This is a genomic window from Streptomyces sp. NRRL B-24484 (assembly GCF_000717715.1).
GTDB lineage: Bacteria > Actinomycetota > Actinomycetes > Streptomycetales > Streptomycetaceae > Kitasatospora.
This window is the reverse complement of record NZ_JOAI01000013.1, coordinates 103324-130172: the sequence shown is the minus strand read 5'-3', so window position 1 is coordinate 130172 and position 26849 is coordinate 103324. Positions and strand designations below refer to the sequence as shown.

Genomic DNA, 26849 nt, shown 5'->3' with positions numbered 1-26849 from the left:
CCGACGGGACGGCCGGCCCGGTCCGTCAGAGCGGCTGCGGTTCGAGGTCGCGGTTGATCCGCTGCCAGCCGCGCGCGGAGACGATCGTCGGGTGGTCGTCCCCGAAGAGCTCGATCAGCGCGGTGATCGACTGCCGGCGCAGGGCCTCGGCCTCCTCCTGGCGCCCGGAGGCGCGCAGGGTGATGGCGAGGTTGAGCCAGCAGACCACGGCGTCGGGGTGGCCGGGGCCGTAGCGGTTGTGCAGGCCCGCGTAGGCGGAGCGGCCGAGTTCCTCGGCCCGGCCGAGCTGGTGGTCGTCGGCGTAGGCGTTGGCGAGGTTGATGGTGGCGTTGAGGGTGTACGGGTGGTCGGGGGCGAGCGAGTGGGCGAGTCCGGCGACGGCCTCCTCGTTGTGCCGGATGGCCCCGGCGACGTCGCCGCTGCCGCGCAGGTAGATGGCGAGGTTGTTCTGGCAGACGGCGGTGAAGGGGTGCTGGTCGCCGTGCAGCCGCCGGTAGCCCTCGTAGGCGGCGGCGGCGATGTCGCGGGCGGTCTCCTTGTCGCCGGCGGCGCTGTGGTCGGCGGCGAGGTTGAGCCGGCAGGCGAGGGCGTCCGCGTTGTCCGGGCCGTACCGGTCGACGTACCGCTCGTAGGTCTGCTCGGTGAGGCGGCGGGCCTCGCGGCCCTCGCCGGCCCGGCGGAGCGAGACGGCGAGCGACTTGGCGTTGCGGAGGTTCTCCGGTGCGTCGGGCTGGAGGATCTCGTCGAGGACCTCGGTGACCTCGCGGAGCAGTTCGACGGAGCCCTTGTAGTCGCCCATCTCGCGCAGGTCGCGGGCGAGGTTGGACTTGCTGGAGAGGGTGTACGGGTGGCGCGGGCCGAGCACCGCGGCGCGCCGGTCGAAGGTCTCCTGGTCGAGGTCGCGGGCGAGCTGGGAGTTGCCGACCAGCCGGTGGTCGATGGCGAGGTTGTTGGCCACCGACAGGGTGCGCGGGTTGTCGTCGCCGAACAGGTCGCGGAACTGGTTGTAGGTGTCGATGTCCAGGATCAGCGCCTCCTGGAACCGGCCGAGGTTGCGCAGGTCGGCGCCGAGCGAGCCGGCCGTCATCAGGGTGAAGGCGTTGTGGTCGCCGAGGAGTTCCTTCTGTCCGGCGAGGGTGGCGCGGTCGAGCTCCAGCGCCTCGCTGTACGCGCCCTGCGAGCGCAGCACGTTGGCGAGCTGGAAGTTGAGGCTGAGCATCTGGCGGCGCAGGAAGCGCCGTTCGGCGTTGCTGGTCTCGGTGGCGTAGCGGGCCGTCCAGGTGGCGTCGAGGGTGCGGGCGAGGGTCATCGCGCGGTCGAGGTCGACGCGCTTCCACAGGTAGCGGACGCGGTCGATGAGCAGTTCGCGGGTCTCGCGCTCGTCGCAGTCCTGGGCGCGCGAGGGGGTGAGGTGCGGCCAGATCTTCTCGAAGGCCGGCCAGTTGCCGGGGTCGTCGGTGTCGCCGAGCGAGGGCCGGGCGCTGACCAGGATGCGGTGCACGTCGTGCATGGCGTCCTGGCGTTCGGCCTCCGTCATGCCGCTGCGGACGACGGCCTGGACGAGCCGGTGCACCTGGAAGCTGTTGCTGGCGGCGTCGGTCTTGGCGAGCGCGTAGCGGCTGACCGCCTGGATCACCTTGCCGAGCATGAAGCTGTCGGTCAGCTCGTCGTCGTAGGGGGCGAGCGCCCGGGTCATCTGCTCGTTGTAGAAGAGCGTGAGCGAGATCGGCTCGGGGGCGAAGAAGGCGCACAGCTGGAGCAGCCGGACGGCGGCCGGGGACTGCTCGCGCAGCCGGGTGATGGAGACGTTCCAGGTGGCGCCGACCGGGGTCGGGTAGTCGACGGGCGTCTCGCCGGCGGCGAGCGCCTTGGTGGCCTCGGCCTGCAGCTGGGCGACGTAGGTGTCGACCGGGGTTCGGGTGGTCTCCAGCCAGGCGGCGGCGACCTCGACGGCGAGCGGCAGGTCGCCGACGGCCTCGGCGACCCGGTCGGCGTCCTGGCGGGTGAGCCCGCGGACCCGGCGGCGCAGGTGGTCGATGCTCTCGCCGCGGGTGAAGACGTCGACGCCGAGCACCCCGGCCTGGCCGGACCAGCCCTGGTTGCGCGAGGTGATGAGGATGTGGCCGGAGCCGCCGGGGAAGTACCGGCGGACCTCGGAGGGCTCGTCGGCGTTGTCGAAGATCAGCAGCCAGCGGGAGGTGGGGGCGCCGCGGCGCAGCGCCTCGCGGGCGGACTCGGCCGCCTCGTTGACGCTCTCGCCGACGCGCAGGCCCAGTCTGTCGGCGAGTTCGGCGAGCGAGAGGACGACGGACTCGGCCTGCTCGGCGTCGATCCACCAGACCAGGTCGTAGTGGGACATGAAGCGGTGGGCGTACTCCAGGGCGACCTGGGTCTTGCCGACGCCGCCGAGGCCGTACAGGGTCTGCGGGGTGGGCAGCACCGCGGTCGGGCCGCCGACCAGCTGCTCGCGCAGGTCGTCCAGGACCTTGGCGCGGCCGGTGAAGGACGGGTTGCGCTGCGGCACCGACCAGTAGGTGGGCCGGGTGCCGGGGAAGCGCGGGCTGCCGGGGCTGCGCTCGACCGGTGCGGGGTCGGTGTGCCCGAGGGCGCGGAGCAGGGTGACGGCGGCCTGTGTCTCGTCGCGGCCGACCAGGTCGACGGGGTTGCGGTTGTTGAACGGCGCGGTGAGCCGGACGTCGCCGACGCGGACGGGGATGACCTGGCGGCGGGTGCCGGCCGGGTCCCCGCCGACGGCGCGTTCCCACAGGGCCTGGGCCTGCGGCGAGACGAGGTACGCGGAGGAGAGCACCGCGACGGTGCGGTAGGCGGCGTCGATGCCCTGTTCGGTGGAGGAGCGCGGGTCGGCGCCGACGCCGAGGTCGCGGGAGACCACCCGGAAGCCCGCGTCGGAGAGTACGGAGGCGATCCAGTCGGCCCAGACGCGGTCCTCGGGCACGAAGCTGAGGTAGAGGTCGGCGGGGGCGGTGGGCCTGCGCCGGATGAACGAGTCGAGGTTGCGGAGCCGTTCGAGCTCGTCCATCGGCGGCAGCGCGGTGACCCGGTCCCGGGTGAGCACGGCGGTGAGCCGCTCGCAGGCGGAGAGCAGCGAGGCGGGCTGGCCCGGCGCGTCGCCGAACGGGGCGAGGATCTCCTCGTAGGAGTAGAACGGCCGGTACGGGATCTCCACGGAGGCCCAGTACTGGGCGAGTTCGGGCTCGGCGAGGCCGACGGGGAGGCCGGAGAAGCGGATCCGGGCGTGCGCCCGGCCGGCGTCGGCCTTCTCCTTCTCGTTCTCGTCGATGCGCATCGGCACCGGCAGGATGCGGATCCCGCGGTCGGCGTACCGGCCGTCGACGGTGTGCGCGATCCGGGCGGCGCCGTCGATGCTCTGGTCGCTGAGGGTGAAGCAGACGACCAGGTCGTCGGGCATCTCGACGGTGCAGATGTCGGCGGTGTCGGTGAGGCCGGTGCGGCTGTCGATCAGGACGTAGTCGTAGTGGTGCTTCATGTCCTGGCGCAGCGACTGCAGGAACCGCTGGCCGTCGTAGCGCTCGTAGAAGTCGTCCCAGTCGATCCGGTTGGCGGAGTAGTCCCGGTTGACCTGGCCGGCCGGCACGTAGTCGAGGCCGCCGGTGCCGGGGAAGCGCCAGGAGAGCGAGATGGCGTGCGGGTGGATCCGGGCGAAGTCCTCGTGCCAGTCGACGGCGCGTTCGACGGGGCGGCGGGCCTCGTCGTAGTAGTCGGCGAAGAGGTCCATCATGCCGGTGGTGCCGTCGACGGCGGCCTGGTTGAGGAAGGGGTGGAAGAACCGGCCGAGGCCGGGTGCCTCCAGGTCCCAGTCGACGGTCAGCACCCGGAACCCGTTCGCCGCAAGGATCCAGGCGGTGTTCGCCAGCGCCATGGTGCGGCCGGTGCCGCCCTTGTACGAGTAGAAGGTGACGATCCGGCCCTGCCGGTCCTCGTCGGAGCGGGTGTCGGCGACCGGTTCGGGCCCGGTGCGGCGGACCGCCGCGGCGGGCCAGGTCTGGCTGTTGCTCATGGCTGTCCTCCCCCCGGCGCGGCCCTTCCGGTGCCTCCGCCGTCCTCGTCGTCCACTGGTGCGTCGAGCGGCACGGTGCGGGTCCGCTGCCCGGTGTCGAAGTCGCCCCGCAGGCTGGGTCTGCGCGGGGCCGGCAGGTGCTGGGTCTTCGGCCCGTCCCGGCGTTCGAAGCCCTGGTTGGCGCGGATCACCGCCCACTCCATCTCGCCGCGGAAGGCCTCCAGGCTGCCGGGCACGCCGGAGCCGCCGCCGCGGAGGGTGGGCCGCCGGGCCCGGGCGGAGCGCAGCACGTCGTCGCTGAGACGGGTGAGCTCCTCGTCCTGCGCGGTGCTCTCCTCGTCCTGGGTGTTCCACGGTTCGAGGGTGGTGATCCAGGCCGGATTGCGCTGGTCGAGCCGGCGGACGGTGTCGCGCCGGCGGCCGTCGTAGAGGGCCCAGCGGTCGATCAGGACGATGCCCGGCGAGGTCGGCTCGGCGCCGCCGAGCAGTGCGGTGGCCTCGGTCTCGAACTCGTGGACGGAGGCCTGGAACCCCATGCTGCGGGCGACGTCCACGGCGTCGTCGGCGAGCGGGCGGCGGGACTCCGGACGGTACGGCTGCCAGTCGGTGCGCCGCGCGCCGTAGAACTCGGGGCTGCGGCCGGGCGGTTGTTCTCCCCGGCGGTAGGAGTACACCGAGATCCGCAGGGTGTTGCCGGGCGGTTCGGTGCCGGAGAAGGCACTCGGCTGGTCCTCGAAAGCGGCGGACCGGGAGATCGGGATGATGGTGCGCTCGGCGACCTCGACGATCCGCTGCGCGAGCCGGTGGACGGCGAGTTCGTACTGGGAGCGGTACGCGGTGAGCTTCATCAGCGCGTACAGGCCCTCGGCGGCGTAGTCGGGCCCGAAACTCCCGTGGTTGAACTGGAGTTCACTGGCGCAGCGGGGCAGCGTGTAGTGGTCCATGGCGACCCAGAGCACCGGGACGATGCCGCTCGTCACCTCGCCGTCCTGCCAGCGCTGGTAGACCGGGCGCTGGCTGAAGATGTGCCACTCCTGGCCGCAGGCGTGGCTCTTGAAGTAGCGCGGCGAGTAGAGGGGGACGAAGACCCGGCAGGCGGCGAGTTCGCGGGAGAGGCGTTCGGCCCAGAACTGCCCCTGGTGCATGGACTGGTCCATGAAGCCGACCGGGATGCCCTCGGGGACGTCGGTCAGCTCGGTGATGGCCTCGCAGAGGTCGTCGTAGAGCTTGGCCACCCAGTGGTTGGGGTCGCCGGCCTTGCCGGTGGCACGCGGGGTGTGCGCGTAGCTGAGGAAGAAGTACGGCCGCGAGGCGTCCTTCCCCCATCCCCCCGGGCTGTTCACACGCGCCTCCCCCGAGACCGTCCGCACCTCGACCCCCGAACGGGATCAGTCTAGGAAGGTGACCTTCCCCGGCGGAACAGCGCGTGAACGTGTCAACGGGCGCACGTTTCGATGTAGTTGCGCGCCGCATCGACACCGGCGCGAACGGGCACGAGCCAGCACGCCGCATCGCCCAGGGGCCCGCTGACGAGCCCGGCGACGGTCTTCTCCAGCACCGGGCCCATCGGCATGAAGTGCTCGTCGACCAGCTTGACGGCGTTGAAGTGCTCCCAGTGGCTCCCGCCGTCCGGGTCGGGCACCACGCAGCCGTAGACCTGCGAGGGCGGGTGCGGCAGCTGGTACTCGGCGAGGTGGAAGGCGGTGCAGCACCACACCGGCAGGCCGATCAGCAGCGCACGGGCGTCCGGGTCGTCGTACAGCTTCTGGGCGGGCGAGTGCGGGCCGAGGTGGCTCTCCAGCCGGTGCCCGGCCATGAGTTCGGCCGCCCGGCCGCCGACGGCCGTGAACGAGGTCTGCGGATGGGCGCTGCGCACCGCCTTCTCGTGCGCGCGGACGTGCTCGGGGAACCAGCCGAGCACCGGCGAGGTGCGGGTGGCCGCCCGGTCGTAGGGGGGCATCGACCGCTTGTGCGCCGCCTCCTCCTCCAGCGTCATGCCGGCGGTCAGCTCGCGGGCCAGCCGGGAGGTGTCGCTGTTCTCCGGCGAGGCGGTGTAGACGACCACCGTGCCGTTGTCCGGACCGACGGTCTCCAGCAGCGCGTCCAGCAGGGTGGCGGCGCCGCCGGCGAGCTCGCCGAGCCGCCGCAGCGAGGACTGCACCAGGACGGTGTCCCCCCGGCCCAGGCCCATCGCCCGGAGCTGGCGGGTCAGGTCGCCGACCGTCCAGGGGTCGCGCTGCGGCGTGCGGGCCGGCCGTTCGACCCGCTCGACCACCGGGGGGCCGCCCGCCACGGGGAGGGTCGGCGGTGCCGGCGTGCCCGGTTCGGCGACGGTGGTGGACACGGCGGGGGTCCCTCCTGGCTGCGGCGGTCTCAGCGGACTGCGGTGGGCGGTGCGGCGGTCTCGGCGCGGACGGCGGTCTCGGCGACGGCCCCGACCGGCACGGACAGCCACGGGGTCACCGCGGCGCGCATGCCGGCCACCAGGCGGTCGCCGAGCGGGGTCAGCGAGCCGGAGCCCGCGAGGTCCTCCACCGCGGTGGCGGTGTGCGCCCGCCAGCGGGCCAGCTGCAGCCGGGCGTGCTCGGCGGCGGCACCGGGCAGGCCGTCGTAGGCGCGCACCCGGCCCGCCCAGAACTCGGTCACCGCGAGGTGCGCGTAGGTGCCCTGGAGCAGTCCCTCCAGCGGACGCGGGTCGGGCCGCCAGGGGGCGTGGTACAGCCGGTCGTCCGCCGGGTCGTACAGCTCGTGCCGGTCGAGCACCGCCCCCAGCTTGACGTGCTGGAACTCGTGCACCAGCAGCAGCGCGAGGATCGGCGCGGTGGCGGGCCGGGCGATGCCGACGGCGCCGAAGGCCTGCCGGGCGGCGGCGCTGACGTCCCGGCCGGGCGGGCCGGGCCGCAGCGGGGTGACGGTGGACAGGCCCGCGGCGAGCCCGGGCGCGTGCCCCGGCAGGTCGCGGCCGATGAGTTCCCAGGCCTCGCGCAGGGCGCCCGTCCAGGCGAGCAGCTCGTCCTCGGGGAGCCGGTCCGCGGCGGGCCACTGGTGGCTGTCGCGCTGCGGGTCGGTGTCCTCCAGGGCGACCGTCCAGCCGGGCAGGGCGACCCGGCGGACGGGCTGCCAGGCGGTGCCGGCCGGGGTGTCCCACCCGACCGTCACGCCGCGGACGGCGAAGCCCTCGGCGGTGGCGGTGAGGCGGGCCTCGCCGGCGCCGCCGACCAGGAGCCGGCCGAGGGTGGGCAGGTGCACGGCGCCGTCGCGGACGGGGACCGGCAGGTCGACGTCGACGCGTGCACGCAGTGCCGCGGCGGCGGCGAGTTCGGCCAGGCCACCGAGGTCGGCGCCGCGTTCGCCGCGCAGGCAGCGGGCCGCCCAGGCCCGGGCGTAGGGGTGGGCGAGGACGGCGTCCAGGGCGTGCGGGGCGCGGCCGTCCAGCTCGGCGAGCAGCTGCCAGGCGTCCGGGCGGCCGTCCGCGAGGGCGGCCACCATGCGCCGGGTGAGGCCGAGTTGGGCGGCGGCGAGGGCTTCGACGGTGGCGCGGTCGCCGTGGCCCCGGGCCAGCCGGTCGAACTGCTCCTCCGTCAGATCGGATTCGACGGGTGCGGCCTGGGCGGGCACGGAGGTGGCCGGGCCGATGCGGTCGCGGACGGTGGTGATCAGGTGCATCAGGTCTCCGCAGAAGACCGAGGGATTGGCGAAACCGCTGCCGCCGGTGCGCCAGCGGTGTGCGTAGAGCCCGCCGCCGCAGGAGCGGACGACGGGGCAGCCGCGGCACTGCTCGGCCAGCCCGGCCAGGCCGGACTGTCGTTCGCGCATGCCGGGGTGGTCGGCGACCCGGTCGAGGCTGTGCTCGAAGACGGTGAACCCGGTGGCCGGGGCGCCGTCGTAGGCGGTCTTGAGGCTGTCCGCCTGCTCGAAGCCGCCGTCGGTGTCGATCACCACGAGGTCGGCGGGGTCGAGGCCGAGGGACTCGGTGAGACTGGAGCGGCCGCGAAGGGTGCGGTGGACCGAGTCGAAGATCCGCACCGGCACCGGGCGGCCGTCGGCGCTCCACCGTTCGTGGATCGCCAGCAGCCAGTCGGCGTAGGGGTGCGTGCCGAGGTGCTCGGGCCGGGGCGGCGGCGTGTCCCAGGTGGCGTGCGGGAGCAGGAAGTCGATCCGCGGCGGCGCCTCGGCGAGGAGCGCCTCGTACACGGCGATCGGGTCGTTCTCGACGTCGATCGTGCAGAGCAGTCCGGCGTAGAGGTGCCGGTACTCGGGGCGGCGCAGCAGGTCCAGGGCCTTCAGGACCTTGGCGTGGCTGGAGCGGCCGTCGGCGAAGCGGCGGTGCCTGTCGTTCGAGACCGGGTCGCCGTCCAGGGAAACCCCGACCTTGATCCCGTACTCGGCGAAGAGGTCGAGGAACGCGGGGCTCAGCAGCACCGCGTTGGTGTGGATCCGCAGGTCGAGGGCGCAGCCGTCGGGCAGGGCCCGGTGCAGTTCCTCGGCGGCCCGGCGCAGCAGTGCCGGGCCGGCCAGCAGGGGTTCCCCGCCGTGCAGCACGACGTGCACGGCGGGCAGGGAGTGGGCGCGGACGTGGTCGGCGATCCGGTCGGCCGTCCGGGCGAGGACCTCCCCCGTGACGGCCTTCGGTTTCCCCCGCCAGCTGGTGTCGGCGTGCTCGTAGACGTAGCAGTGGTCACAGGCCAGGTCGCAGCGACTGTGCACCTTCACCACGAACTGCGAGAACGGCACCACCGGCGCGGCAGCCGCGTCGTGCGGGCTGCCGGACGCTGCCACGCCCGGTCAGATGGACGAGTTGAAGGCGGCCACGGCCACCTGGCCGGCGTCCGCGCCGGGCAGCGCGCGGTGCAGCTGCGCGGTCAGTTCGTCCGATCCCAGAGCGGCGAGCGCGGCAAGGGAAGGCCGTGTGACGGCTTCCTCGGCGGACGCGTCGTCGACAGGCCGGGTGGCGAGTGCAGCGACCATGGGAAGTCTCGATTCTGCGAGATCAAAGCGCCAATGGGGAGTACGGCAAGGCGAGACCCGAAATGGCACCGCTCCGGTACGGTACGGTCAATGCTCCCGTCCGGCCCCGGGCCCGTGGCCCCGGGGACATTATGCCCAATCAGAACGAGTTTGACGCGCTATCAGGGTTTCCTCTTGCTCCGAATCGGGTATACCGAACCGTTCGGATGAGTCCGGCGCGACAGGATGCTCGATCAGGGGCACAGTCGCTCGACGCGCCAGCCCTCGTCACCCTCCGCGACGAAGACCAGGCGGTCGTGGAGGCGGTTCTCGCGGCCCTGCCAGAACTCCACGCTCTCCGGGACGACCCGGTAGCCGCCCCAGAACGGGGGCACGGGGACGCCCTCGCCCTCGGGGTAGCGGGCGGCGAGGTCGGCGTAGCGCTGTTCCAGGACCTCGCGGCCGGCGACCGGGCTGGACTGCTCGCTGGCCCAGGCGCCGAGCTGGGAGCCGTGCGGCCGGGTGCGGAAGTAGGCCGCGGTCTCGTCCCGGCCGACCTTCTCGACGCGGCCGCAGACGATCACCTGGCGGGCCAGCTCGATCCACGGGAAGAGCAGGGCGGCCTGCGGGTTGACAGCGAGTTCGCCGCCCTTGCGGGAGCCGTAGTTGGTGTAGAAGACGAATCCGCGGAGGTCGTACCCCTTGAGCAGCACGGTGCGCGAGCTGGGCCGGCCGGCCGCGTCCGCGGTGGAGAGCACCATGGCGTTCGGCTCGACGACGCCCGCCTCGTCCGCCTCGTGGAACCACTTGGTGAACTGGGTCACCGGGTCGGCGGCCACGTCGCCCTCGGCCAGGCCCTCGTGCTGGTAGTGCTTGCGCATGACGGCGAGGTCCGGGCCCGGCCGGGGGTCGGCCGGCGTGGTCAGGGCAGTCGGGGGTCGTTCCGCGGTAGGCACGGCAACATCATCCCGTACGACAAGCGCTGCGGGCTGCTACGTCCCGGCAAACCCCGGGGGGAGTTAAGGTGTCACGCCACCGCTCGGGCGGTGGCCGCCCCGGGAACCGTCCGCTATGGACCGGTTTTCTCCCGGGTGTCCGCCGATGACGCCGGACGCCTGCGCGGTCGGGCGTCGCTTGGGGGAAACATCACCGTCGTGGTGTATGGCGCAATGCACGCCGTGCCTGCCAGGCTGACACCGAGTGCCAACCACCCACGATCACCCGGCACGCCGCACCACTCGCCGCGGCGCGCCGGATCGGATCACTGAAGGAGCCGTCTGATGTCCGACTTCGTACCCGGGCTCGAAGGTGTCGTCGCCTTCGAGAGCGAGATCGCCGAACCCGACCGTGAGGGCGGCGCCCTGCGCTACCGCGGCGTGGACATCGACGACCTGGTGGGCCACGTCTCCTTCGGCCACGTCTGGGGTCTGCTGGTCGACGGCAAGTTCAACCCCGGCCTGCCCGCGGCCGAGCCGTTCCCGATCCCGGTGCACTCCGGCGACATCCGGGTGGACGTGCAGTCCGCCCTCGCCATGCTCGCCCCGGTCTGGGGCCTCAAGCCGCTGCTCGACATCTCCGCCGACCAGGCCCGCGACGACCTCGCCCGGGCCGCGGTCATGGCGCTGTCGTACGTCGCCCAGTCCGCCCGCGGCCAGGGCCTGCCGATGGTGCCGCAGCGCGAGATCGACAAGGCCGAGACGGTCGTCGAGCGGTTCATGATCCGCTGGCGCGGCGAGCCGGACCCGCGCCACGTCAAGGCCGTCGACGCCTACTGGACGTCCGCCGCCGAGCACGGCATGAACGCCTCCACCTTCACCGCCCGCGTCATCGCCTCCACCGGCGCCGACGTCGCGGCCGCGCTCTCCGGTGCGGTCGGCGCGATGTCCGGCCCGCTGCACGGCGGCGCCCCGTCCCGCGTGCTCGGCATGATCGAGGAGATCGAGCGCACCGGCGACGCGGCCGGCTACGTCAAGAAGGCGCTGGACAAGGGCGAGCGCCTGATGGGCTTCGGCCACCGCGTGTACCGCGCCGAGGACCCGCGCGCCCGCGTGCTGCGCCGCACCGCCAAGGAGCTCGGCGCCCCGCGCTTCGAGATCGCCGAGGCGCTGGAGAAGGCCGCGCTGGAGGAGCTGCACAACCGCCGCCCCGACCGCGTGCTCGCCACCAACGTGGAGTTCTGGGCCGCGATCATGCTGGACTTCGCCGAGGTCCCGGCGCACATGTTCACCTCGATGTTCACCTGCGCCCGTACCGCCGGCTGGTCGGCGCACATCCTGGAGCAGAAGCGCACGGGTCGCCTCGTGCGCCCCTCCGCGCGCTACATCGGCCCGGGCCCGCGCAGCCCGCGCGAGGTCGAGGGCTACGACTCGATCGCGCACTGACGCTTCGCTCGTCGGGGCGGGTCCGGGCGTGCCCGGGCCCGCCCCGAACGTGCGGTGACCACATCTCAGCGGGCGGACGTCCGCCCCCGTACCACCGTCCGGGGCAGTAGGCTGCCGCCGTGGCCCAGATCCAGATCCCCGCTGACATCAAGCCCGCAGACGGCCGTTTCGGCTGCGGCCCGTCCAAGGTGCGCCCCGAGGCCCTGAGTGCCCTCGCCGCCACCGGAACCTCCCTGCTGGGTACCTCCCACCGCCAGGCCCCGGTCAAGAACGTGGTCAAGCGCGTCCGCGAGGGTGTGAGCAGCCTGTTCTCGCTCCCCGAGGGCTACCAGGTGGTGCTCGGCAACGGCGGCTCGACCGCCTTCTGGGACATCGCCGCCTTCGGTCTGGTGCGCGAGAAGTCCCAGCACCTGAACTTCGGCGAGTTCTCGTCCAAGTTCGCCTCCTCCGTGAAGGCGGCCCCGTGGCTGTCCGAGCCGTCGGTGATCAAGACCGAGCCGGGCACCCACCCGCTGCCGGTCGCCGAGGCGGGCGTGGACGTCTACGCGCTGACCCACAACGAGACCTCCACCGGTGTCGCCATGCCGATCCGCCGCCCCGAGGGCGCGGACGCCGGCTCGCTGGTCCTGGTCGACGCCACCTCGGGCGCCGGCGGCCTGCCGGTCGACATCGCCGAGACCGACGTCTACTACTTCGCCCCGCAGAAGTCCTTCGCCAGCGAGGGCGGCCTGTGGCTGGCCACCTTCTCGCCGGCCGCGCTGGAGCGCGCCGCCGAGATCGCCGGCTCCGGCCGCTACATCCCGCCGTTCTTCGACCTGCCGACGGCGATCGACAACTCGTCGAAGGACCAGACCTACAACACCCCGGCGATCAGCACGCTCTTCCTGCTCGCCGAGCAGCTGGAGTGGCTGAACGGCAACGGCGGCCTGGACTGGGCGGTGGCCCGCACCGCGGAGTCCTCCTCGATCCTGTACTCCTGGGCCGAGAAGTCCTCCTTCGCGCAGCCGTTCGTCGCCAAGGCCGAGGAGCGCTCGCAGGTCGTCGGCACCATCGACTTCGACGACTCGATCGACGCCGCCGCGATCGCCAAGGCGCTGCGCGCCAACGGCATCGTCGACACCGAGCCCTACCGCAAGCTGGGCCGCAACCAGCTGCGGATCGCGATGTTCCCGGCCGTGGAGCCGTCGGACGTCCAGGCGCTCACCGCCTGCATCGACTACGTGGTCGACCAGCTCTGACGTCCGCGGACGGCGAAGGGCCACCGCCTCCGGGCGGTGGCCCTTCGCCGTCCGGTGCCGGGCGGGCCCGGCTCCGGTCACTTGCCCACGAGCGAGCTGACGACCACCACCACGAGCAGCAGCACCAGCGCGCCGGTCACGATCCGCATGCGAGTCTTCGGGTCCACGCTTCGAGGTTAGTCGGTCGCCGCCCCGGCCCCGGCACTGCCCCGCGGCGGGAGCTCCCCCCGCTGCTCGCGCTCCCGGAAGACCGAGGGGGCGACGCCGACCCGGCGGGTGAACAGCCGGGTGAAGTACGCCGGGTCCTCGTAGCCCACCCGGCGGGCCACCGCCGCCACCGGCAGCTCCCCCGCGGCGAGCAGCAGCTTGGCCTCGCTGAGCCGCACCGCCATCAGGTACTCCTTCGGCCCGGTCTCGCCCACCGCGCGGACGGCCCGGCGCAGCCCGGCCACCGTCAGCCCGGCCCGGCGGGCGTGCTCGGCGACCGGCAGCGGCAGGAAGGCGTCCCTGCGCAGGGCCTCCAGCACGGTGCCGCCGCGCGGGTCGAGGTCGGCCCGCTGGCGGTGCAGCTCGACCAGCAGCTCGTGCACCGCGGCGGCGGCCTCGGGGTCCACCAGCGGACCGCCGCGGCGGCAGGCGCCGGCGATCCGGGCGATCACCCGCTGGGCGCGGTCGGCGGCGAGCAGCGGCACCACCTCCTCGTCCGGCAGCAGGCCGAGTCCGGCGTAGCCGGCCAGGGCGGGGCCGGTGAAGTCCACGAAGGACTCGGACCAGCCGTCGGCGTCCGGTGCGTAGTGGTGCGGCACGCCGGGGCGCAGCCAGACCACCGCGGGGGCGGCCACCGTGCGGCGGGAGCCGTCCGGCGCCGCGTACCAGCCGCGGCCGGCGGTGACGACCACGGCCACCCAGCGGTCCAGGGTGCGCGGCCCGACCACGGGCAGCCGGCCGCGCTGCATGCCGACGCCCAGGCAGGCGAGCCCGGTGGCCAGCTGGGCCGGACCGGGCGTCAGGTAGTGCCACCAGCGCTGCACGGCCCACCTCCGGGGACGACGGGTCGGGACGACCTTCGGACGCTGATCAGGACGGCCGCCGGGGACGACAGTCCAACACCCGCCCGGGGTTTGTCCATGGCCGCGGCTCCGGCACCCGGGCAGGCTGGGGGCATGTTGACCTACGACTCCGCGGGTTTCCGGCTGGACGGGCGCCCGCTGCGCATCCTGTCCGGTGCCGTGCACTACTTCCGCACCCGCCCCGAGCAGTGGCCCGCGCGGCTGGCCGCCGTCCGCGCGATGGGGCTGAACACGGTCGAGACGTACGTGGCCTGGAACCTGCACGAGCCGGCGCCGGGCCGGTACGAGCGGACGGCGGAGCTCGGTGCCTTCCTCGACGAGGCGGCCCGGCAGGGGCTGTGGGCGATCGTCCGGCCGGGCCCGTACATCTGCGCGGAGTGGGACAACGGCGGACTGCCCGGCTGGCTGACCGCGCGGGTGGGGCGGCGGGTGCGGACGGCCGACCCGGAGTACCTGGCGGCCGTGGACGCCTTCCTCGACGAGCTGATGCCGGCCGTGGTCGCCCGGCAGGTCGACCGGGGCGGGAACGTGCTGATGGTGCAGGTCGAGAACGAGTACGGCTCCTTCGGCAGCGACACCACCTACCTGCGGCACCTCGCGGACGGCCTGCCGCGGCGCGGGGTGACCGTCCCGCTGTTCACCTCCGACGGGCCGGAGGACCACATGCTCACCGGCGGGACGCTGCCCGGAGTGCTCGCCACCGTCAACTTCGGCTCCGCCCCCGAGGAGGGCTTCGCGGCGCTGCGCCGGCACCGGCCCGAGGACCCGCCGTTCTGCATGGAGTTCTGGAACGGCTGGTTCGATCACTGGGGCCGGCCGCACCACACCCGCGACGCCCGGGACGCCGCCGACACCCTGCGGCGGATCCTCGCCGCCGGTGCCTCGGTCAACCTCTACATGGCGCACGGCGGCACCAACTTCGGCACCGGCGCGGGCGCCAACCACGCCGACCCGCCGTTCAACTCCACCGGGTGGACGCACTCGCCGTACCAGCCGGTGACCACCTCCTACGACTACGACGCCCCGCTGGACGAGCGGGGCGCACCGACGGAGAAGTTCGCGCTCTTCCGCGAGGTGCTCGCCGGGTTCGCCGCGGCGCACCCGGAGGAGGCGCGGTTCCTGGACGACCGGGAGCCTGCGCTGCCCGAGCTGCCGCCGGTCCTGGAGGCCCCGGCGGTCGCCCTCACCGAATCGGCCGCGCTGCCGTTCGGGCCGGCGGTCCACGCGCCGGTGCCGCCGCGGTTCGAGGAACTCGGGCTGGAGCACGGGCTGGTCCGCTACACCGTCCGGGTGCCGGACGGGCGGCCGGACCTGCCGCTCACCGTGGAGGGGCTGCGGGACCGGGCGGTGCTGCGGGTCGACGGGGTCCGGACGGCCGACCTGGAGCGCGGCGTCGCGCAGCCGGAGCTCGCGGTGCCGGGCGGGGCCGTGCTCGAACTCCTGGCGGAGTCGCTCGGGCGGGTCAACTACGGGCCGCTGGTGGGCGAGACCAAGGGCGTGGACGGCCTCCGGCACGAACGGCAGTACCTGCACGGGTGGCGGGCCGAACCGCTGCGGCTCGACCCGCTGCCAGCCGCGGACTTCGGGCCCGAGCCGGAGGACGGGACGGGCGGGGCGGAGCGCCTCCTCCGGGGCGTGCTCGACCTGACGGCCGACGGGGACGCCTTCCTCGCGGTGCCGGGCGGCGTCCGCGGCTACCTGTGGGTCAACGGGTTCCTGCTGGGCCGCTACGACGCCCGGGGCCCGCAGACCACGCTCTACTGCCCGCAGCCCCTCCTCCGCCCCGGCCGCAACGAGCTCACCCTCCTCGAACTCGGCGACGCCCACCCCCGCAAGATCGAACTCCACCCGGCCCCCGACCTGGGCTGAATCGGACGACCCGCACGCCCCCGAGTCCGTACCGCCGGACTACTCCGCCCGCCAGTGGGCGAGGGGCCAGGTGGAGAGGGTGCGGTAGTGGGAGGGGCCGAAGCCGGTTTCGCTCAGGACGAGGTGGAACTCGCCCGCCTCCCACTCCAGCCCGCGGAAGCCGTCCAGCTCCGCCGCGAGGTGCTGCAGCTCGGCCGCGGCCACCCGCTGCTCCGCCCGGCGCCGCCCCCGGCTCGACCCCGCGCGGGCCAGCGTGAGGTGCGGGTGGAAGCCGTACTGGTCGGTCTCGACGCCGACCTCGCCGACCGCCCCGCGGACGGCCTCGGCGAGCCGCCGCAGCGCCCACACCTCGCCGTCCACACCGGCCCAGAGCACCCGGTCGCCGAAGGTGCCGCCGCCGGCGAACCTCAGCCGGTGTGTCCCGTGCTCCCCGGCCGTCCGGGCGAGCACGCCCTCCAGGGCCGGTACCTCGGTGACGGGGACCTCCCCCAGGAAGGCCAGGGTGAGGTGCCAGCCGTCGACGCCGCTCCAGCGCAGCCGGTCCGCCCCTGGTCGCTCGCGGAGGCCGGCCGCGGCGTCCACCAGTTCCTGCACCGCCTCGCTCGGCGGGTTGACCGCCACAAAGAGCCTCATGGGCCCATCTTCCCCGCCGGGCCCCTTCCGCCGGGCGGATCCCCCGGCTAGAACGATCCGTATGAAGATCAGAACCGGAGGCCCGGAGGACGCGGCCACCACCCTCGCCCTGCTCGACGCCGCCGTCGTCTGGCTGGCCGCCCGCGGCCGCACCGGCCAGTGGGGCGACCGGCCGTGGACGAGCCGGCCCTCGTCGGTGGAGCGGATCCACCGCTACGCCCGCGAGTTCACGGTGCGCGTGGCGGAGGACGAGGAGGGCCGCACCGCGGGCATCTGCATGCTGTCCGAGGAGGCGCCGGAGTACGCCCCGCCGGCCGGCGAGCGGGAGCTGTACCTGCAGCTGCTGGTCACCGACCGGGAGCGGACCGGTTCGGGGGTGGGCGCCGCACTGGTCGCCGACGCGGTGGAGGAGACCCGGCGGCGCGGCATCGGCCTGCTGCGGCTGGACTGCTACGCGGGGGACGACCGCAAGCTGGTCGCCCACTACGAGCGGCTCGGCTTCACCCCCACCGAGCCCTTCGAGGTGGCCCAGCCGAGCGGGCCGTGGCCGGGGCAGATCCTGGCGGTCCGGGTCTGACACCGACCCGGTCCGGCACCGGCCCGATCGGCCGGCCCCGCCCGCGGTGGGCGGGGCCGGCCGGGCCCGCGGTCAGCAGGCGGTGGCCAGGTCCTTCTTGGGCAGGGTGCGCGGCACCACCGCGACCACCCGGCGGCCCGCACCGCGGTGCAGGTCGACGCGGACCTTCAGGTCGGCCGCGCGGGCCAGCACCACGGCGATCACGCCCGCGGCGGCCGCCGACACCAGGCCGCAGGCGAGCAGGCCGAGCCGGGGCCCGTACGCGGCGGTGACCCAGCCGACCAGCGGGGCGCCGATCGGGGTGCCGCCGGTGAAGACCAGCACCAGCAGGCCCATCACCCGGCCGCGCACGGCGGGGTCGGTGCCCAGCTGGAGCGCCGCGTTGACCGAGGTGTTGAAGGTCAGCCCGAAGACGCCGATCAGGGTGAGCAGCGCGGCGAAGGTCCAGTAACCGGGGGCGAACGCGGCCAGCACCTCCAGCGTGCCGAAGACGACCGCCGCGCCGACCAGCCTGCGCAGCCTGGGGGCGCCGCGGCGGGCGGCCAGCAGGGCGCCGGCCAGCGAGCCGACCGCCATCGCGGTGTTCAGCAGGCCGTACTCGCCGGCGCCGACGTGGAAGGTGTCGTAGGCGAAGCCGGAGAGCAGGGTCGGGAAGTTGAAGCCGAAGGTGCCGATGAACCCGGCCAGCACCATCGGCCACAGCAGCTCGGGCCGCTCGCGGACGTAGCGCAGGCCCTCGCGCAGCTGGCCGCGCTGCCGGGCGACCGGGGCGGAGGGGCGCAGCTCGCTCTCGCGCATGGCGAGCAGGCCGCCGAGCACGGCGGCGAAGGACAGCGCGTTGACCGCGAAGGCCCAGCCGCTGCCGACCGCGGCGATCAGCAGGCCGGCGACGGCCGGGCCGACCAGGCGGGCGGTCTGGAAGTTGGCGGCGTTCAGGCTGACCGCGTTGGCGAGGTCCTTGGCGGGCACCATCTCGCTGACGAAGGCCTGCCGGGTCGGGTTGTCGACCACGGTGACCAGGCCGAGCAGCAGCGCGAAGACGTACACGTAGCCGGCCGTGACGGCGCCGGTGACGGTGAGCACGGCCAGTCCGGCGGCGAGCAGGCCCATCACGCCCTGGGTGGCGAGCAGCAGCCGGCGCTTGGGCAGCCGGTCGGCGAGCACGCCGCCCCACAGGCCCAGCAGCAGCATCGGCAGGAACTGCATGGCGGTGGTCACGCCGACCGCGAAGGGGCTGCCGGTGAGGCTCAGCACCAGCCAGTCCTGGGCGATGCGCTGCATCCAGGTGCCGGTGTTGGAGACGACCTGGCCGGCGAAGTAGTACCGGTAGTTGCGGATCCGGAGGGAGGAGAACATCCCCCCGGGCCGGGTGAAGCGGGCCCCGGTGGGGCCGTCCCCCGCTCTGGCGGTGGCAGGGGCGGATGCGGCGGTGGTGGCCGCCGCGGGGCGTTCGTCGGGGTCGTCGTCGCCGGTGCCGGGCAGGCCCACGGGGGCGGGCGCCTGGCTCTCGGCGGTGGCAGCGCGGTCGGCTGCGGGGTCTGCGGCGAGATAGTCGGTGCGGGTGGCGGCGGCGCTGGCTGCGGCCGGCGGTGTCAAGGTGGTCTCCCCTCGGGGCGCGGCGACGGGCAGGTTCGTCGCCGCGCGGCTGTTCTCTCGGATGTGTCCTGCGGTGATGCGGTGCTCCTTCGTTCGGTTGCCGTGAGACGTCGTGCCGGTCGGGGTGCGCCCGTCAGGTCGGGGCGCGCCCCGTCAGAGGTGGGCGAGTCGGTAGAGGGCCGGTGCCGCTGCGCGGATCAGCGCCCACTCCTCCTCGCTCAGCCCTTCGGCCAGTTCGGCCAGCCAGGCGTTCCGTCGCCAACGGCTCTCCGCGAGGATCGCCTCGGCCTGCTCGGTGCTGCTGACGACCACCTGGCGGCGGTCGTCCGGGTGCGGCTCGCGCCGCACCAGCCCCTTCTCCTCCAGCATCGCGATGATCCGCGTCATGGACGGCGGCTGGACGTGCTCGCGCCGGGCGAGCTCGCCGGGGGTCGCCTTGCCGCAGCGCGCCAGGGTGCCGAGGACCCCCATCTCGGTGGGGCTCAACGACTCCTCGACACGTTGGTGTCTCAGCCGACGGGCAAGGCGCATCGTGGACGACCGCAGCTGGCTGACGGCTGCGAGATCGTCCTCGGACATCTCGGGCATGGTCCTTAGCCTATGTCATTACTCTCGCTAAGGAAAATCCTTTTGACGGGCACCCCGGCGCTGCACCCGCCGCGGTGCGGAGACCGGCGGGACATCGTGTCGACCTCCGGTGACAACATCTTGGGCCAAACGTGAAGTACCGCTACTGACCTGCGAGTTCACCGAATCTCCCGGCGTTGCCCACGAGCGGAGCGGGTCGCTAGGGTTCGGGCTTGTCAGGAACACAGCACGCCGGCACTGTGCACCCCTACTCCGCCCCGGGAGTCCTCTTGGGTCACATCCACCACGCTGTCTACGGCTGGGTGACACCGGCGTTCTCGTACCTCGTCGCATGTCTCGGCGCCCTGGTGGCGCTGCGCAGCACCCGCTGGGCCCTCGTCACCGAAGGGCGCTCGCGGCGCAACTGGCTGCTGCTCGGCACGATCTCCCTCGGCGGCGGCATCTGGAGCATGCACTTCGTCGCCATGCTCGGCTTCGCCGTCAGCGGTGCCGAGATCCACTACAACGTCCCGCTGACCCTGGTCAGCCTGCTGGTCGCCATCGGCTTCGTCGGCATCGGCATCTTCACGGTGGGCCAGAGCACCCACCGCCGCAGCGCCCTGCTGGTCGGCGGCGTCGCCACCGGGCTCGGCGTGGCCGCCATGCACTATCTGGGCATGGCCGCGATGCGGCTGCCCGGCCGGATCACCTACGACCCCGTGCTGGTCGGCGCCTCGATCGGCATCGCCGTCCTCGCCGCCACGGCGGCGCTCTGGGCGGCGCTCAACATCCGGGGCACCGGGGCGGTGCTGGCCGCCTCCCCGGTGATGGGCGTGGCCGTGTGCGCCATGCACTACACCGGCATGCTGGCGGTCTCCGTCCGGCTCTCGGACACCGGGCACGCCCCGCCCGGCCCGGTCGCGCTGCAGTTCGTCTTCCCGCTCGCGGTCGGCTTCGGCACGTACGTCTTCATCAGCGCGCTGGCCTTCGCGGTGGCGCCGAGCAAGCACCGCCCGGTGGTGACCGGGCCGGCCGCACCGCTGCCGCCCCGTCCCGCCGCCGCGCGGCGCGCCCCGGACGACTGGCCGCAGTGGCCGCTGCAGGGCGGTGACACCGGGCCGGACCTGTTCGCCCCGGGCGCCGGGCAGAGTGCCCGGGGCGGCCGCCGGGCCCGCCCGGCGCCGTCCGCGCCGGTGAGCGGCCGGGTGGTGCCCGCCTGGTCGGGTCCGCAGGCCGACGGGCATCCGCAGTACTGAGGGCGCAGCACGAACGGCCGGGGGCCGGTCCGCCACGGAGGCGGGCCGGCCCCCGGCCGTCGCCGGGTCAGCCGCGCAGGTGCTCCGGGGTCGCGGTCGGGCAGACCTTGTGCACGAAGTCGCGGCGCAGCCGGTGGTACGGCTCGTCGGGGGCGGTGAAGTTGCGCCGCATCCGGGCGAGCTCCTCGGCGCGGTACGCGGAGAGCGGCCTGGCGGCCTCGTCGGCCGCCCGTCGGCGCTTCTTGTCCAACAGCCGGGCGCCCAGCTCGGGCGAGCCGGCGAGCGCGGCGGCCTCCCGCTCGACCCAGCGGCGGAACTCGGCGGCGCTGCCGCGGCGCACCCGGTCGACCAGTCCGAGCGCCTCGGCCTCCGGGGTACCGACCGGCAGCGCGGCGGTGGTGAGCCGGCGGGCCGCCTCCTCGCCGACCCGGCGGGGCAGCGTGTACGTCCAGTACTCGGAGCCGTACAGGCCCATCAGCCGGTAGTGCGGGTTGAGCACGGCGGAGGCGCGGCACCAGACCTCGTCCGCGGCGACGGCGAGCATCAGGCCGCCGGCCGCCGCGTTGCCGGCCAGGGCCGAGACGGTGAGCTTGTCGGTGGTGGTGAGGATCGCCTCGACCAGGTCGTCCATGGCGTTGATGTTCCGCCAGGACTCCTCGGCGGGGTCGGCGGCGGCCTCGATGGTGTTGAGGTGGATGCCGTTGGAGTAGAAGTCCCGGGCCGGGCCGAGCACCAGCACCGAGGTGGGCCGGGCACAGGCCTCCCGGTAGGCGGCGAGCAGCCGGCGGCACTGCCCGGTGCTCATCGCCCCGCCGGGGAAGGCGAACTCCAGGTACCCGACCCCGGCCTCCTCGCGGTAGCGCAGCTCGGACCAGGTGCGGCGGCGGGCGGCGTCGTAGGGGGTGACGGGTGCCTCGGGCACCCCGTCGAGGAGGCCGTCGAGCACCTGTGCGGCGGGCAGCTTGAAGGTGGCCGGGCCGCCGGGGGTGCGGCGCGGGCGCAGCTGCGGGATCCAGACGGCGCCGTCGGCGGTGGCCCGGCAGATCGCGCCCTCGCGGGTGGCGAGGACGGCGCCGGGGGCGCCGCGCAGCAGGTCCTCCGGGTACCCGCCGTGCAGGAAGTGCTCGCGGCCGTACAGCTCGTCGAGCACGCCGGGCTGGGAGTCGCCGGAGCGCAGCTTGCGCAGCACGGTGGCGGTGTCGTCGGCGGCCCAGTCGATCCGCCGGTACTCCTGGGCGTGGTACGGCCGCGGCGTCCCGCGGACGTCCCAGCGGGCGTAGTCGAGCGGCTCGGGTTCGAACCAGCCGCTCCCGTAGCGCTCGACGGCGAGCAGCACGGCCTCCACGGCCGCGTCCGCCACCTCGGTGCGGTACGCCTCGCTCTTGCCGCAGGCCGGAAGGGTGAAGGGGACGGACGCCCAGATCGGCCCGGCGTCCATCTCGGCGACGGCCTGCAGGACGGTCACGCCCCACTCCTCGGCGCCCTCGTGGATGGCCCAGTCGAGGGAGGACGGCCCGCGGTCGCCCTTGGGGCCGGGGTGGACGATCAGGACAGGGAGGCGGCGCCAGACGTCCTCCGGAACGGCCCGGGTGAGCATGGGCGCGAGGACGAGGTCGGGCTCGAACCGGCCGACGGCGGCGCGGACGGGCCCGTCACCGAGGGCGAGTTCGACGGCCACGGTGTGGCCGCGGTCGCGCAGCTCGGTGTGGACACGCTGGGTGAGGCTGTTGAACGCGCTGGCGACCAGCAGGATGCGCAAGGTGGCCCTCCGACGACATGTCACGGTGGTGGGGGTGTCCCGACCGGGCGGCTCCGGATGCCGCAGATGCCTACCCGGAAGCGCTGCCGGCGTCACCGGATCCGGGCCCCGGGGTGGGCCGGACGGGCCGCCGCCGGTCGGGGTCGGGCCATCCAAACATGGTCATGCACACGCAAGTCACCAGATCGGGACGGGTGGGCGGCCCCTGCACAACACCTGCCCGGAACGGCCGACCCCTCCGTCGAATCGGCGCCGGATCGCCACCCGTACGCCCCCTCCGCGCGCCGGTCCGCTCCCCCGCCCGGGAACGCCGCGGGCCCTCCCTCCGGAGTCGGAGGGAGGGCCCGTACGGCGGCGGCGGTCAGAGCAGGCCGAGCGCCGGCATCAGGTAGTAGAAGGCGAAGACCGCGGACACCGCGTACATCGCCGCGGGCACCTCGCGGCCGCGGCCGGCCGCCAGGCGCAGCACGCAGAAGGTGATGAAGCCCATGCCGAGGCCGTTGGTGATCGAGTAGGTGAACGGCATCAGGACGATGGTCAGGAAGGCCGGGATCGCGATCGTGTGGTCGGCCCAGTCGATCTCCTTGATCGAGTTGGCCAGGATCAGGAAGCCGACCGCGACCAGCGCCGGGGTGGCGGCCTGCGCCGGGACCATGGTGGCCACGGGGGTCAGGAACAGCGCGAGCAGGAACAGCACGCCGGTGACGACCGAGGCGAAGCCCGTCCGGGCGCCCTCGCCGACGCCCGCGGTGGACTCGACGTAGCAGGTGTTGGCGGAGCAGGAGGTGGCGCCGCCGGCCGCGGTGGCGATGCCGTCCACCAGCAGGATCTTGTTGATGCCCGGCAGGTCGCCCTTCTCGTCGAGCAGGTGCGCCTCGTCGGCGACGCCGAGGATGGTGCCCATCGCGTCGAAGAAGCAGGACATCAGCACGGTGAAGACGAACAGCACACCGGTGAGCGCGCCGGCGTGGTGGAAGCCGCCGACCAGGTCGACCTCGCCGATCAGGCCGAAGTCGGGGGCGGCCACCGGGCTGCCCGGCCAGGTCGGGACGGTCAGGCCCCAGCCCTGCCCGAGGCCGACGACCTGCTCGATCACCAGGGCGACGACGGTGGCGGCGACGATGCCGATCAGGATCGCGCCGGGCACCTTGCGGACCAGCAGCACCAGGGTGAGCAGCAGGCCGAGCACGAAGACCAGCACCGGCCAGCCGAGCAGGTGGCCGCTGCCGCCGAGCTGCAGCGGCACGGTGGTGTGCGCGGCGTCCGGGATGCGGGTGACGAAGCCCGCGTCGACCAGGCCGATCAGGGCGATGAACAGGCCGATGCCGATCGCGATGGCCTTGCGCAGGCCGAGCGGCACGGCGTTCATCACGCGCTCGCGCAGGCCGGTGGCGACCAGCAGCAGGATCGCGAAGCCGGCCAGCACGACCATGCCCATCGCCTCGGCCCAGGTCATCCGCGGGGCCAGCTGGAGGGCGACGATGCTGTTGACGCCGAGGCCGGCCGCGAGCGCGATCGGCACGTTGCCGATGACGCCCATCAGCAGGGTGGTCAGGCCGGCGGTGAGCGCGGTGGCGGTGACCAGCTGCCCGCTGCCGAGGTGCGCGCCGGTCATGTCCGTGGCGTTGGCCAGGATGATCGGGTTCAGCACCAGGATGTAGGCCATGGTGAAGAAGGTGGCGACGCCGCCGCGGATCTCCCGGGGCAGCGTGGAGCCGCGCTCGGTGATCCGGAAGAAGCGGTCGAGGGCACCGGTGGGGGGCTGCGGTGCGGCGGGGGGCGCGGAGGGTGCGTCGAGCGCGGACGTCGACTGGGCCTGCGGAGACATGCGGGGTCCTCGTCGGGTGGGGGCACGGACGGGGGTGGTGACGGCGGGCCCGGGTCGGCACTGACCAGGTCCAGCGGCGGTCTGCCCGCGGGCGGAATGACGCGCGTAGCAGCAACCGGAAGCCCAAGTATGAGTTTTCGCTCGTTCGCACGCCATCTTCGCGCGTAGAAGAAGGCCCTTACGGCCATCCGCCCGCAGAATCGGTCGCCGGACGCCCGGCGCCCCTGCACCGGCGACCCCTCGCCCCCGTACCCTAGGGGCCATGCCCAAGACCGCGCTGCGCCCCTCGCCCCCGCCGCTGGAGGCCAACGACGTCGCCATCGTCGGCGGCGGCACGGCGCTGTGGTTCGTCGCCTTCCTCGTCCTGCTGCCCTTCAAGGGCACCCTGGAGCAGCACGGCCACGGCACCTGGCCGTGGATCTGCCTCTCGGGCGGCCTGCTCGGGCTGATCGGCCTCTGGTACTGCCGCGCCCGCCGGGACGCCATCCGCCGCGCCCGGGCCGCCGAAGCCGGGGCCGGGACGGGCGCCGACACCCCCGGCGGGCCCGCCACTCGTCTGGACTGACCGCCCCCTCGGCGGAGCGGCACCGGCCCGGGGCCCCACCTAGAGTCGGTCCCATGACGCATCCCGCGGAGGGCACGGCCGAGGCAGGACACCCGGGACCGCCCGGGCGTCGGGGCGGACTGACGGCCGCCGAGGTCGCCGATCGGATCGCCCGCGGCCAGGTCAACGACGTCCCGGTGCGCTCCAGCCGCTCCGTCCGCGAGATCGTCCGGGCCAACGTCTTCACCCGCTTCAACGCCATCATCGGCGTGATGTTCGCGATCATCCTGGTGGTCGGCCCCCTCCAGGACGGCCTGTTCGGCCTGGTCATCGTGGCCAACACCGCGATCGGGATCGTCCAGGAACTGCGGGCCAAGCGCACCCTCGACAGCCTCGCGCTGATCGGCGAGGCCAGGCCGCAGGTCCGCCGGGACGGCACCGCCGTCGCCGTGAGCACCTCCGCGGTCGTGCTCGACGACACCGTGCTGCTCGGCATCGGCGACAAGGTCGTCGTCGACGGCACCGTCACCGAGGCGGACGGGCTGGAGATCGACGAGTCGCTGCTCACCGGCGAGCCCGACTCCGTCCTGAAGCGCCCCGGCGACCACGTCATGTCCGGCAGCTTCGTCGTCGCCGGCGCGGGCGCGTTCACCGCCACCGAGGTCGGCCGGGAGGCCTACGCCGCCCGGCTCTCCGAGGAGGCCGCCAAGTTCACCCTGGTCCGTTCCGAGCTGCGCAGCGGCATCGACCAGATCCTCAAGTTCATCACCTGGCTGCTGGTGCCGACCGCGCTCGGCCTGATCGTCAGCCAGCTCGCGGTGGAGCGCAACGACTGGCAGGAGGCCGTCCGCCGGATGGTCGCCGGCATCGTGCCGATGGTGCCCGAGGGCCTGGTGCTGCTGACCTCGGTCGCCTTCGCGATCGGCGTGATCCGCCTCGGCCGCCGCCAGTGCCTGGTGCAGGAGCTGCCCGCCATCGAGGGGCTCGCCCGGGTCGACACCGTCTGCCTGGACAAGACCGGCACCCTCACCGAGGGCGGCATGGACCTGCTGGAGCTGCGGCCGCTCGCCGACGGCCGGGCCCGGCACGGCGGGCCGGAGACCCTCCGGGAGGCGCTCGGTGCGCTCGGCTCCGCGGACGCCCGCCCCAACGCCTCCATGCGGGCCGTCGTCGAGGCCTACGGCCCGCCGCCGGACGGCCGCTGGCGGGTGGTCGACTCGGTGCCGTTCTCGTCCGCCCGCAAGTGGAGCGCCGCCCGGCTCGCCGAACCGCAGGGCGGCGAGGGCAGCTGGCTGCTCGGCGCCCCCGACGTCCTGCTGCCGGCCGGGCACCCGGCGCTGGCCGACGCCGACGGGCTCGGCGCCCGCGGGCTGCGGGTGCTGCTGCTCGGCCGCTCACCCGTCCCGCTCGACGACCCCGACCCGGCCGCCGGGCTGGAGCCGCTCGCCCTGGTGGTGCTCCAGCAGCGGCTGCGCCCGGACGCCGCCGACACCCTGCGCTACTTCGAGCGGCAGCGCGTCCGGGCCAAGGTGATCTCCGGCGACGCCGCGGTGGCGGTCGGCGCCGTCGCCGGCCACCTCGGGCTGCCCGGCGCGGACCAGCCGGTGGACGCCCGCACCCTGCCCCACGACGATCCTGCCTCCTTCGCCGACGCGGCCGACCTGGCGTCCGTCTTCGGACGGGTCAGCCCGCAGCAGAAGCGCGACCTGGTCGGCGCCCTGCAGTCGCGCGGGCACACCGTGGCGATGACCGGCGACGGCGTCAACGACGTACTGGCGCTCAAGGACGCCGACATCGGCGTCGCCATGGGCACCGGCAGCGACGCCACCCGCGCGGTCGCCCAGATCGTGCTGCTCGACGACTCCTTCGCCACGCTGCCCTCGGTGGTCGCCGAGGGCCGCCGGGTGATCGGCAACATCGAGCGGGTCGCCAACCTCTTCCTGGTGAAGACGGTCTACTCGGTGCTGCTCGCCCTGCTGGTCGTCTTCACCCACGTGCCGTACCCGTTCCTGCCCCGGCACTCCACCGTGCTCTCCACCCTCACCATCGGCGTGCCGGCCTTCTTCCTCGCGCTCGCGCCCAACAACGAGCGGGCCCGGACGGGCTTCGTCCGGCGGGTGCTGCGGTTCGCCGTCCCGGGCGGGGTGATCGCCGGCGCCGCCACCTTCACCTCGTACATGCTGGCCCGGGCCAACGACAGCACCGACCTGAAGGCGGACACCAGCGTGGCGACGCTGACGCTCTTCCTGGTGGCGATGTGGGTGCTGGCGATCGTGGCCCGGCCGTACTCCTGGTGGCGGATCCTGCTGATCGCGGCGATGGGCGGGGCGTTCGCCCTGGTGCTGATGGTGCCCTGGCTCTCCGACTTCTTCGAGCTCGAACTGGCCGGCGTCCGCGACCCCTGGATCGGAGTGCTGGTCGCCGGCGTCGCGGGCGTGCTGCTGGAGGTCAGCTGGCGGGTGATCGTGCTCCGCTCCGAACCCGCCGAGGACGACACGGACTGAAACCCGGGGCCGGGACCCGCGGGTGCGGGCCCCGGCGGGGG

Annotated in this window: 19 protein-coding genes; 7 read left to right on the top strand and 12 right to left on the bottom strand. The window is 74.0% G+C overall.

What is annotated here, in order from left to right; all coding sequences use genetic code 11:
- Positions 1-25 precede the first annotated feature (25 nt).
- The 6 genes from fxsT to pdxH all read right to left on the bottom strand — a co-directional run bounded on the left by fxsT (position 26) and on the right by pdxH (position 9942).
- A complete protein-coding gene (gene fxsT / locus IE98_RS0114525; protein ID WP_078661016.1) occupies positions 26-4039 on the bottom strand; it encodes an FxSxx-COOH system tetratricopeptide repeat protein in 4014 nt (1337 codons plus the stop codon).
- Positions 4036-5382: a TIR-like protein FxsC gene (locus tag IE98_RS0114520; RefSeq protein ID WP_052390513.1), complete on the bottom strand. Its 1347-nt coding sequence runs from the start codon at positions 5380-5382 to the stop codon at positions 4036-4038. The genes fxsT and IE98_RS0114520 overlap by 4 nt, the downstream gene beginning before the upstream one ends.
- A gap of 92 nt (positions 5383-5474) precedes the next feature.
- A complete protein-coding gene (locus IE98_RS0114515; protein WP_052390512.1) occupies positions 5475-6383 on the bottom strand; it encodes an aminoglycoside N(3)-acetyltransferase in 909 nt (302 codons plus the stop codon).
- A 29-nt stretch (positions 6384-6412) separates the two neighbouring features.
- Positions 6413-8818, bottom strand: a complete 2406-nt coding sequence (locus IE98_RS0114510; RefSeq protein ID WP_234443538.1) for an FxsB family cyclophane-forming radical SAM/SPASM peptide maturase — start codon at positions 8816-8818, stop codon at positions 6413-6415.
- A gap of 6 nt (positions 8819-8824) precedes the next feature.
- Positions 8825-9007, bottom strand: coding sequence for an FxSxx-COOH cyclophane-containing RiPP peptide (gene fxsA / locus IE98_RS0114505; protein ID WP_030268897.1), 183 nt, complete (start codon positions 9005-9007; stop codon positions 8825-8827).
- A 233-nt stretch (positions 9008-9240) separates the two neighbouring features.
- Positions 9241-9942, bottom strand: coding sequence for a pyridoxamine 5'-phosphate oxidase (gene pdxH, locus IE98_RS0114500; protein WP_420706186.1), 702 nt, complete (start codon positions 9940-9942; stop codon positions 9241-9243).
- Between the two features lie 324 nt (positions 9943-10266).
- On the opposite strand from pdxH, the gene IE98_RS0114495 reads away from it, so the two are divergent.
- Both IE98_RS0114495 and serC read left to right on the top strand, forming a co-directional pair.
- Complete coding sequence (locus tag IE98_RS0114495) at positions 10267-11367, top strand: citrate synthase 2 (protein ID WP_030268894.1); 1101 nt, start codon at positions 10267-10269, stop codon at positions 11365-11367.
- A gap of 119 nt (positions 11368-11486) precedes the next feature.
- Positions 11487-12605, top strand: coding sequence for a phosphoserine transaminase (serC, locus tag IE98_RS0114490; RefSeq protein ID WP_030268891.1), 1119 nt, complete (start codon positions 11487-11489; stop codon positions 12603-12605).
- 176 nt (positions 12606-12781) lie between these two features.
- On the opposite strand, the gene IE98_RS0114480 is transcribed toward serC, so the two are convergent.
- Positions 12782-13636 (bottom strand): AraC family transcriptional regulator, encoded by an 855-nt coding sequence (locus IE98_RS0114480; RefSeq protein ID WP_052390511.1) that lies wholly within the window; start codon positions 13634-13636, stop codon positions 12782-12784.
- A 132-nt stretch (positions 13637-13768) separates the two neighbouring features.
- Here IE98_RS0114480 and IE98_RS0114475 point away from each other — a divergent pair, with 132 nt between their 5' ends.
- Positions 13769-15544, top strand: coding sequence for a glycoside hydrolase family 35 protein (locus IE98_RS0114475; RefSeq protein ID WP_030268888.1), 1776 nt, complete (start codon positions 13769-13771; stop codon positions 15542-15544).
- Between the two features lie 39 nt (positions 15545-15583).
- Here IE98_RS0114475 and thpR read toward each other — a convergent pair whose 3' ends face one another.
- On the bottom strand, positions 15584-16177 hold the full coding sequence (gene thpR, locus IE98_RS0114470; RefSeq protein WP_030268886.1) for an RNA 2',3'-cyclic phosphodiesterase: 594 nt from the start codon (positions 16175-16177) through the stop codon (positions 15584-15586).
- A 61-nt stretch (positions 16178-16238) separates the two neighbouring features.
- Here thpR and IE98_RS0114465 point away from each other — a divergent pair, with 61 nt between their 5' ends.
- Positions 16239-16754: a GNAT family N-acetyltransferase gene (locus IE98_RS0114465; protein ID WP_030268884.1), complete on the top strand. Its 516-nt coding sequence runs from the start codon at positions 16239-16241 to the stop codon at positions 16752-16754.
- A 72-nt stretch (positions 16755-16826) separates the two neighbouring features.
- Here IE98_RS0114465 and IE98_RS0114460 read toward each other — a convergent pair whose 3' ends face one another.
- Together IE98_RS0114460 and IE98_RS0114455 are read right to left on the bottom strand one after the other, a co-directional pair.
- Entirely contained in the window at positions 16827-18350 is a 1524-nt protein-coding gene (locus IE98_RS0114460; protein ID WP_106976588.1) for an MFS transporter, read from the bottom strand.
- Positions 18351-18503: 153 nt separating this feature from the next.
- Complete coding sequence (locus IE98_RS0114455; protein ID WP_030268881.1) at positions 18504-18938, bottom strand: MarR family winged helix-turn-helix transcriptional regulator; 435 nt, start codon at positions 18936-18938, stop codon at positions 18504-18506.
- A gap of 269 nt (positions 18939-19207) precedes the next feature.
- Between IE98_RS0114455 and IE98_RS0114450 the strand changes: the two genes are divergently transcribed.
- Positions 19208-20173, top strand: coding sequence for an MHYT domain-containing protein (locus tag IE98_RS0114450; protein ID WP_063748921.1), 966 nt, complete (start codon positions 19208-19210; stop codon positions 20171-20173).
- Between the two features lie 67 nt (positions 20174-20240).
- Here the strand turns inward: IE98_RS0114450 and IE98_RS0114445 are convergent, their stop codons facing one another.
- Together IE98_RS0114445 and IE98_RS0114440 are read right to left on the bottom strand one after the other, a co-directional pair.
- Positions 20241-21932 carry a hydrogenase maturation protein gene (locus IE98_RS0114445; RefSeq protein ID WP_043174150.1) on the bottom strand — a complete coding sequence of 564 codons (1692 nt, stop codon included), beginning with the start codon at positions 21930-21932 and terminating at the stop codon, positions 20241-20243.
- Between the two features lie 361 nt (positions 21933-22293).
- Entirely contained in the window at positions 22294-23760 is a 1467-nt protein-coding gene (locus IE98_RS0114440) for an NCS2 family permease (protein WP_030268877.1), read from the bottom strand.
- 262 nt (positions 23761-24022) lie between these two features.
- Between IE98_RS0114440 and IE98_RS0114435 the strand changes: the two genes are divergently transcribed.
- Positions 24023-24325 carry a DUF2530 domain-containing protein gene (locus IE98_RS0114435; protein WP_030268876.1) on the top strand — a complete coding sequence of 101 codons (303 nt, stop codon included), beginning with the start codon at positions 24023-24025 and terminating at the stop codon, positions 24323-24325.
- A gap of 53 nt (positions 24326-24378) precedes the next feature.
- Complete coding sequence (locus tag IE98_RS0114430; protein WP_030268875.1) at positions 24379-26808, top strand: HAD-IC family P-type ATPase; 2430 nt, start codon at positions 24379-24381, stop codon at positions 26806-26808.
- Positions 26809-26849 lie beyond the last annotated feature (41 nt).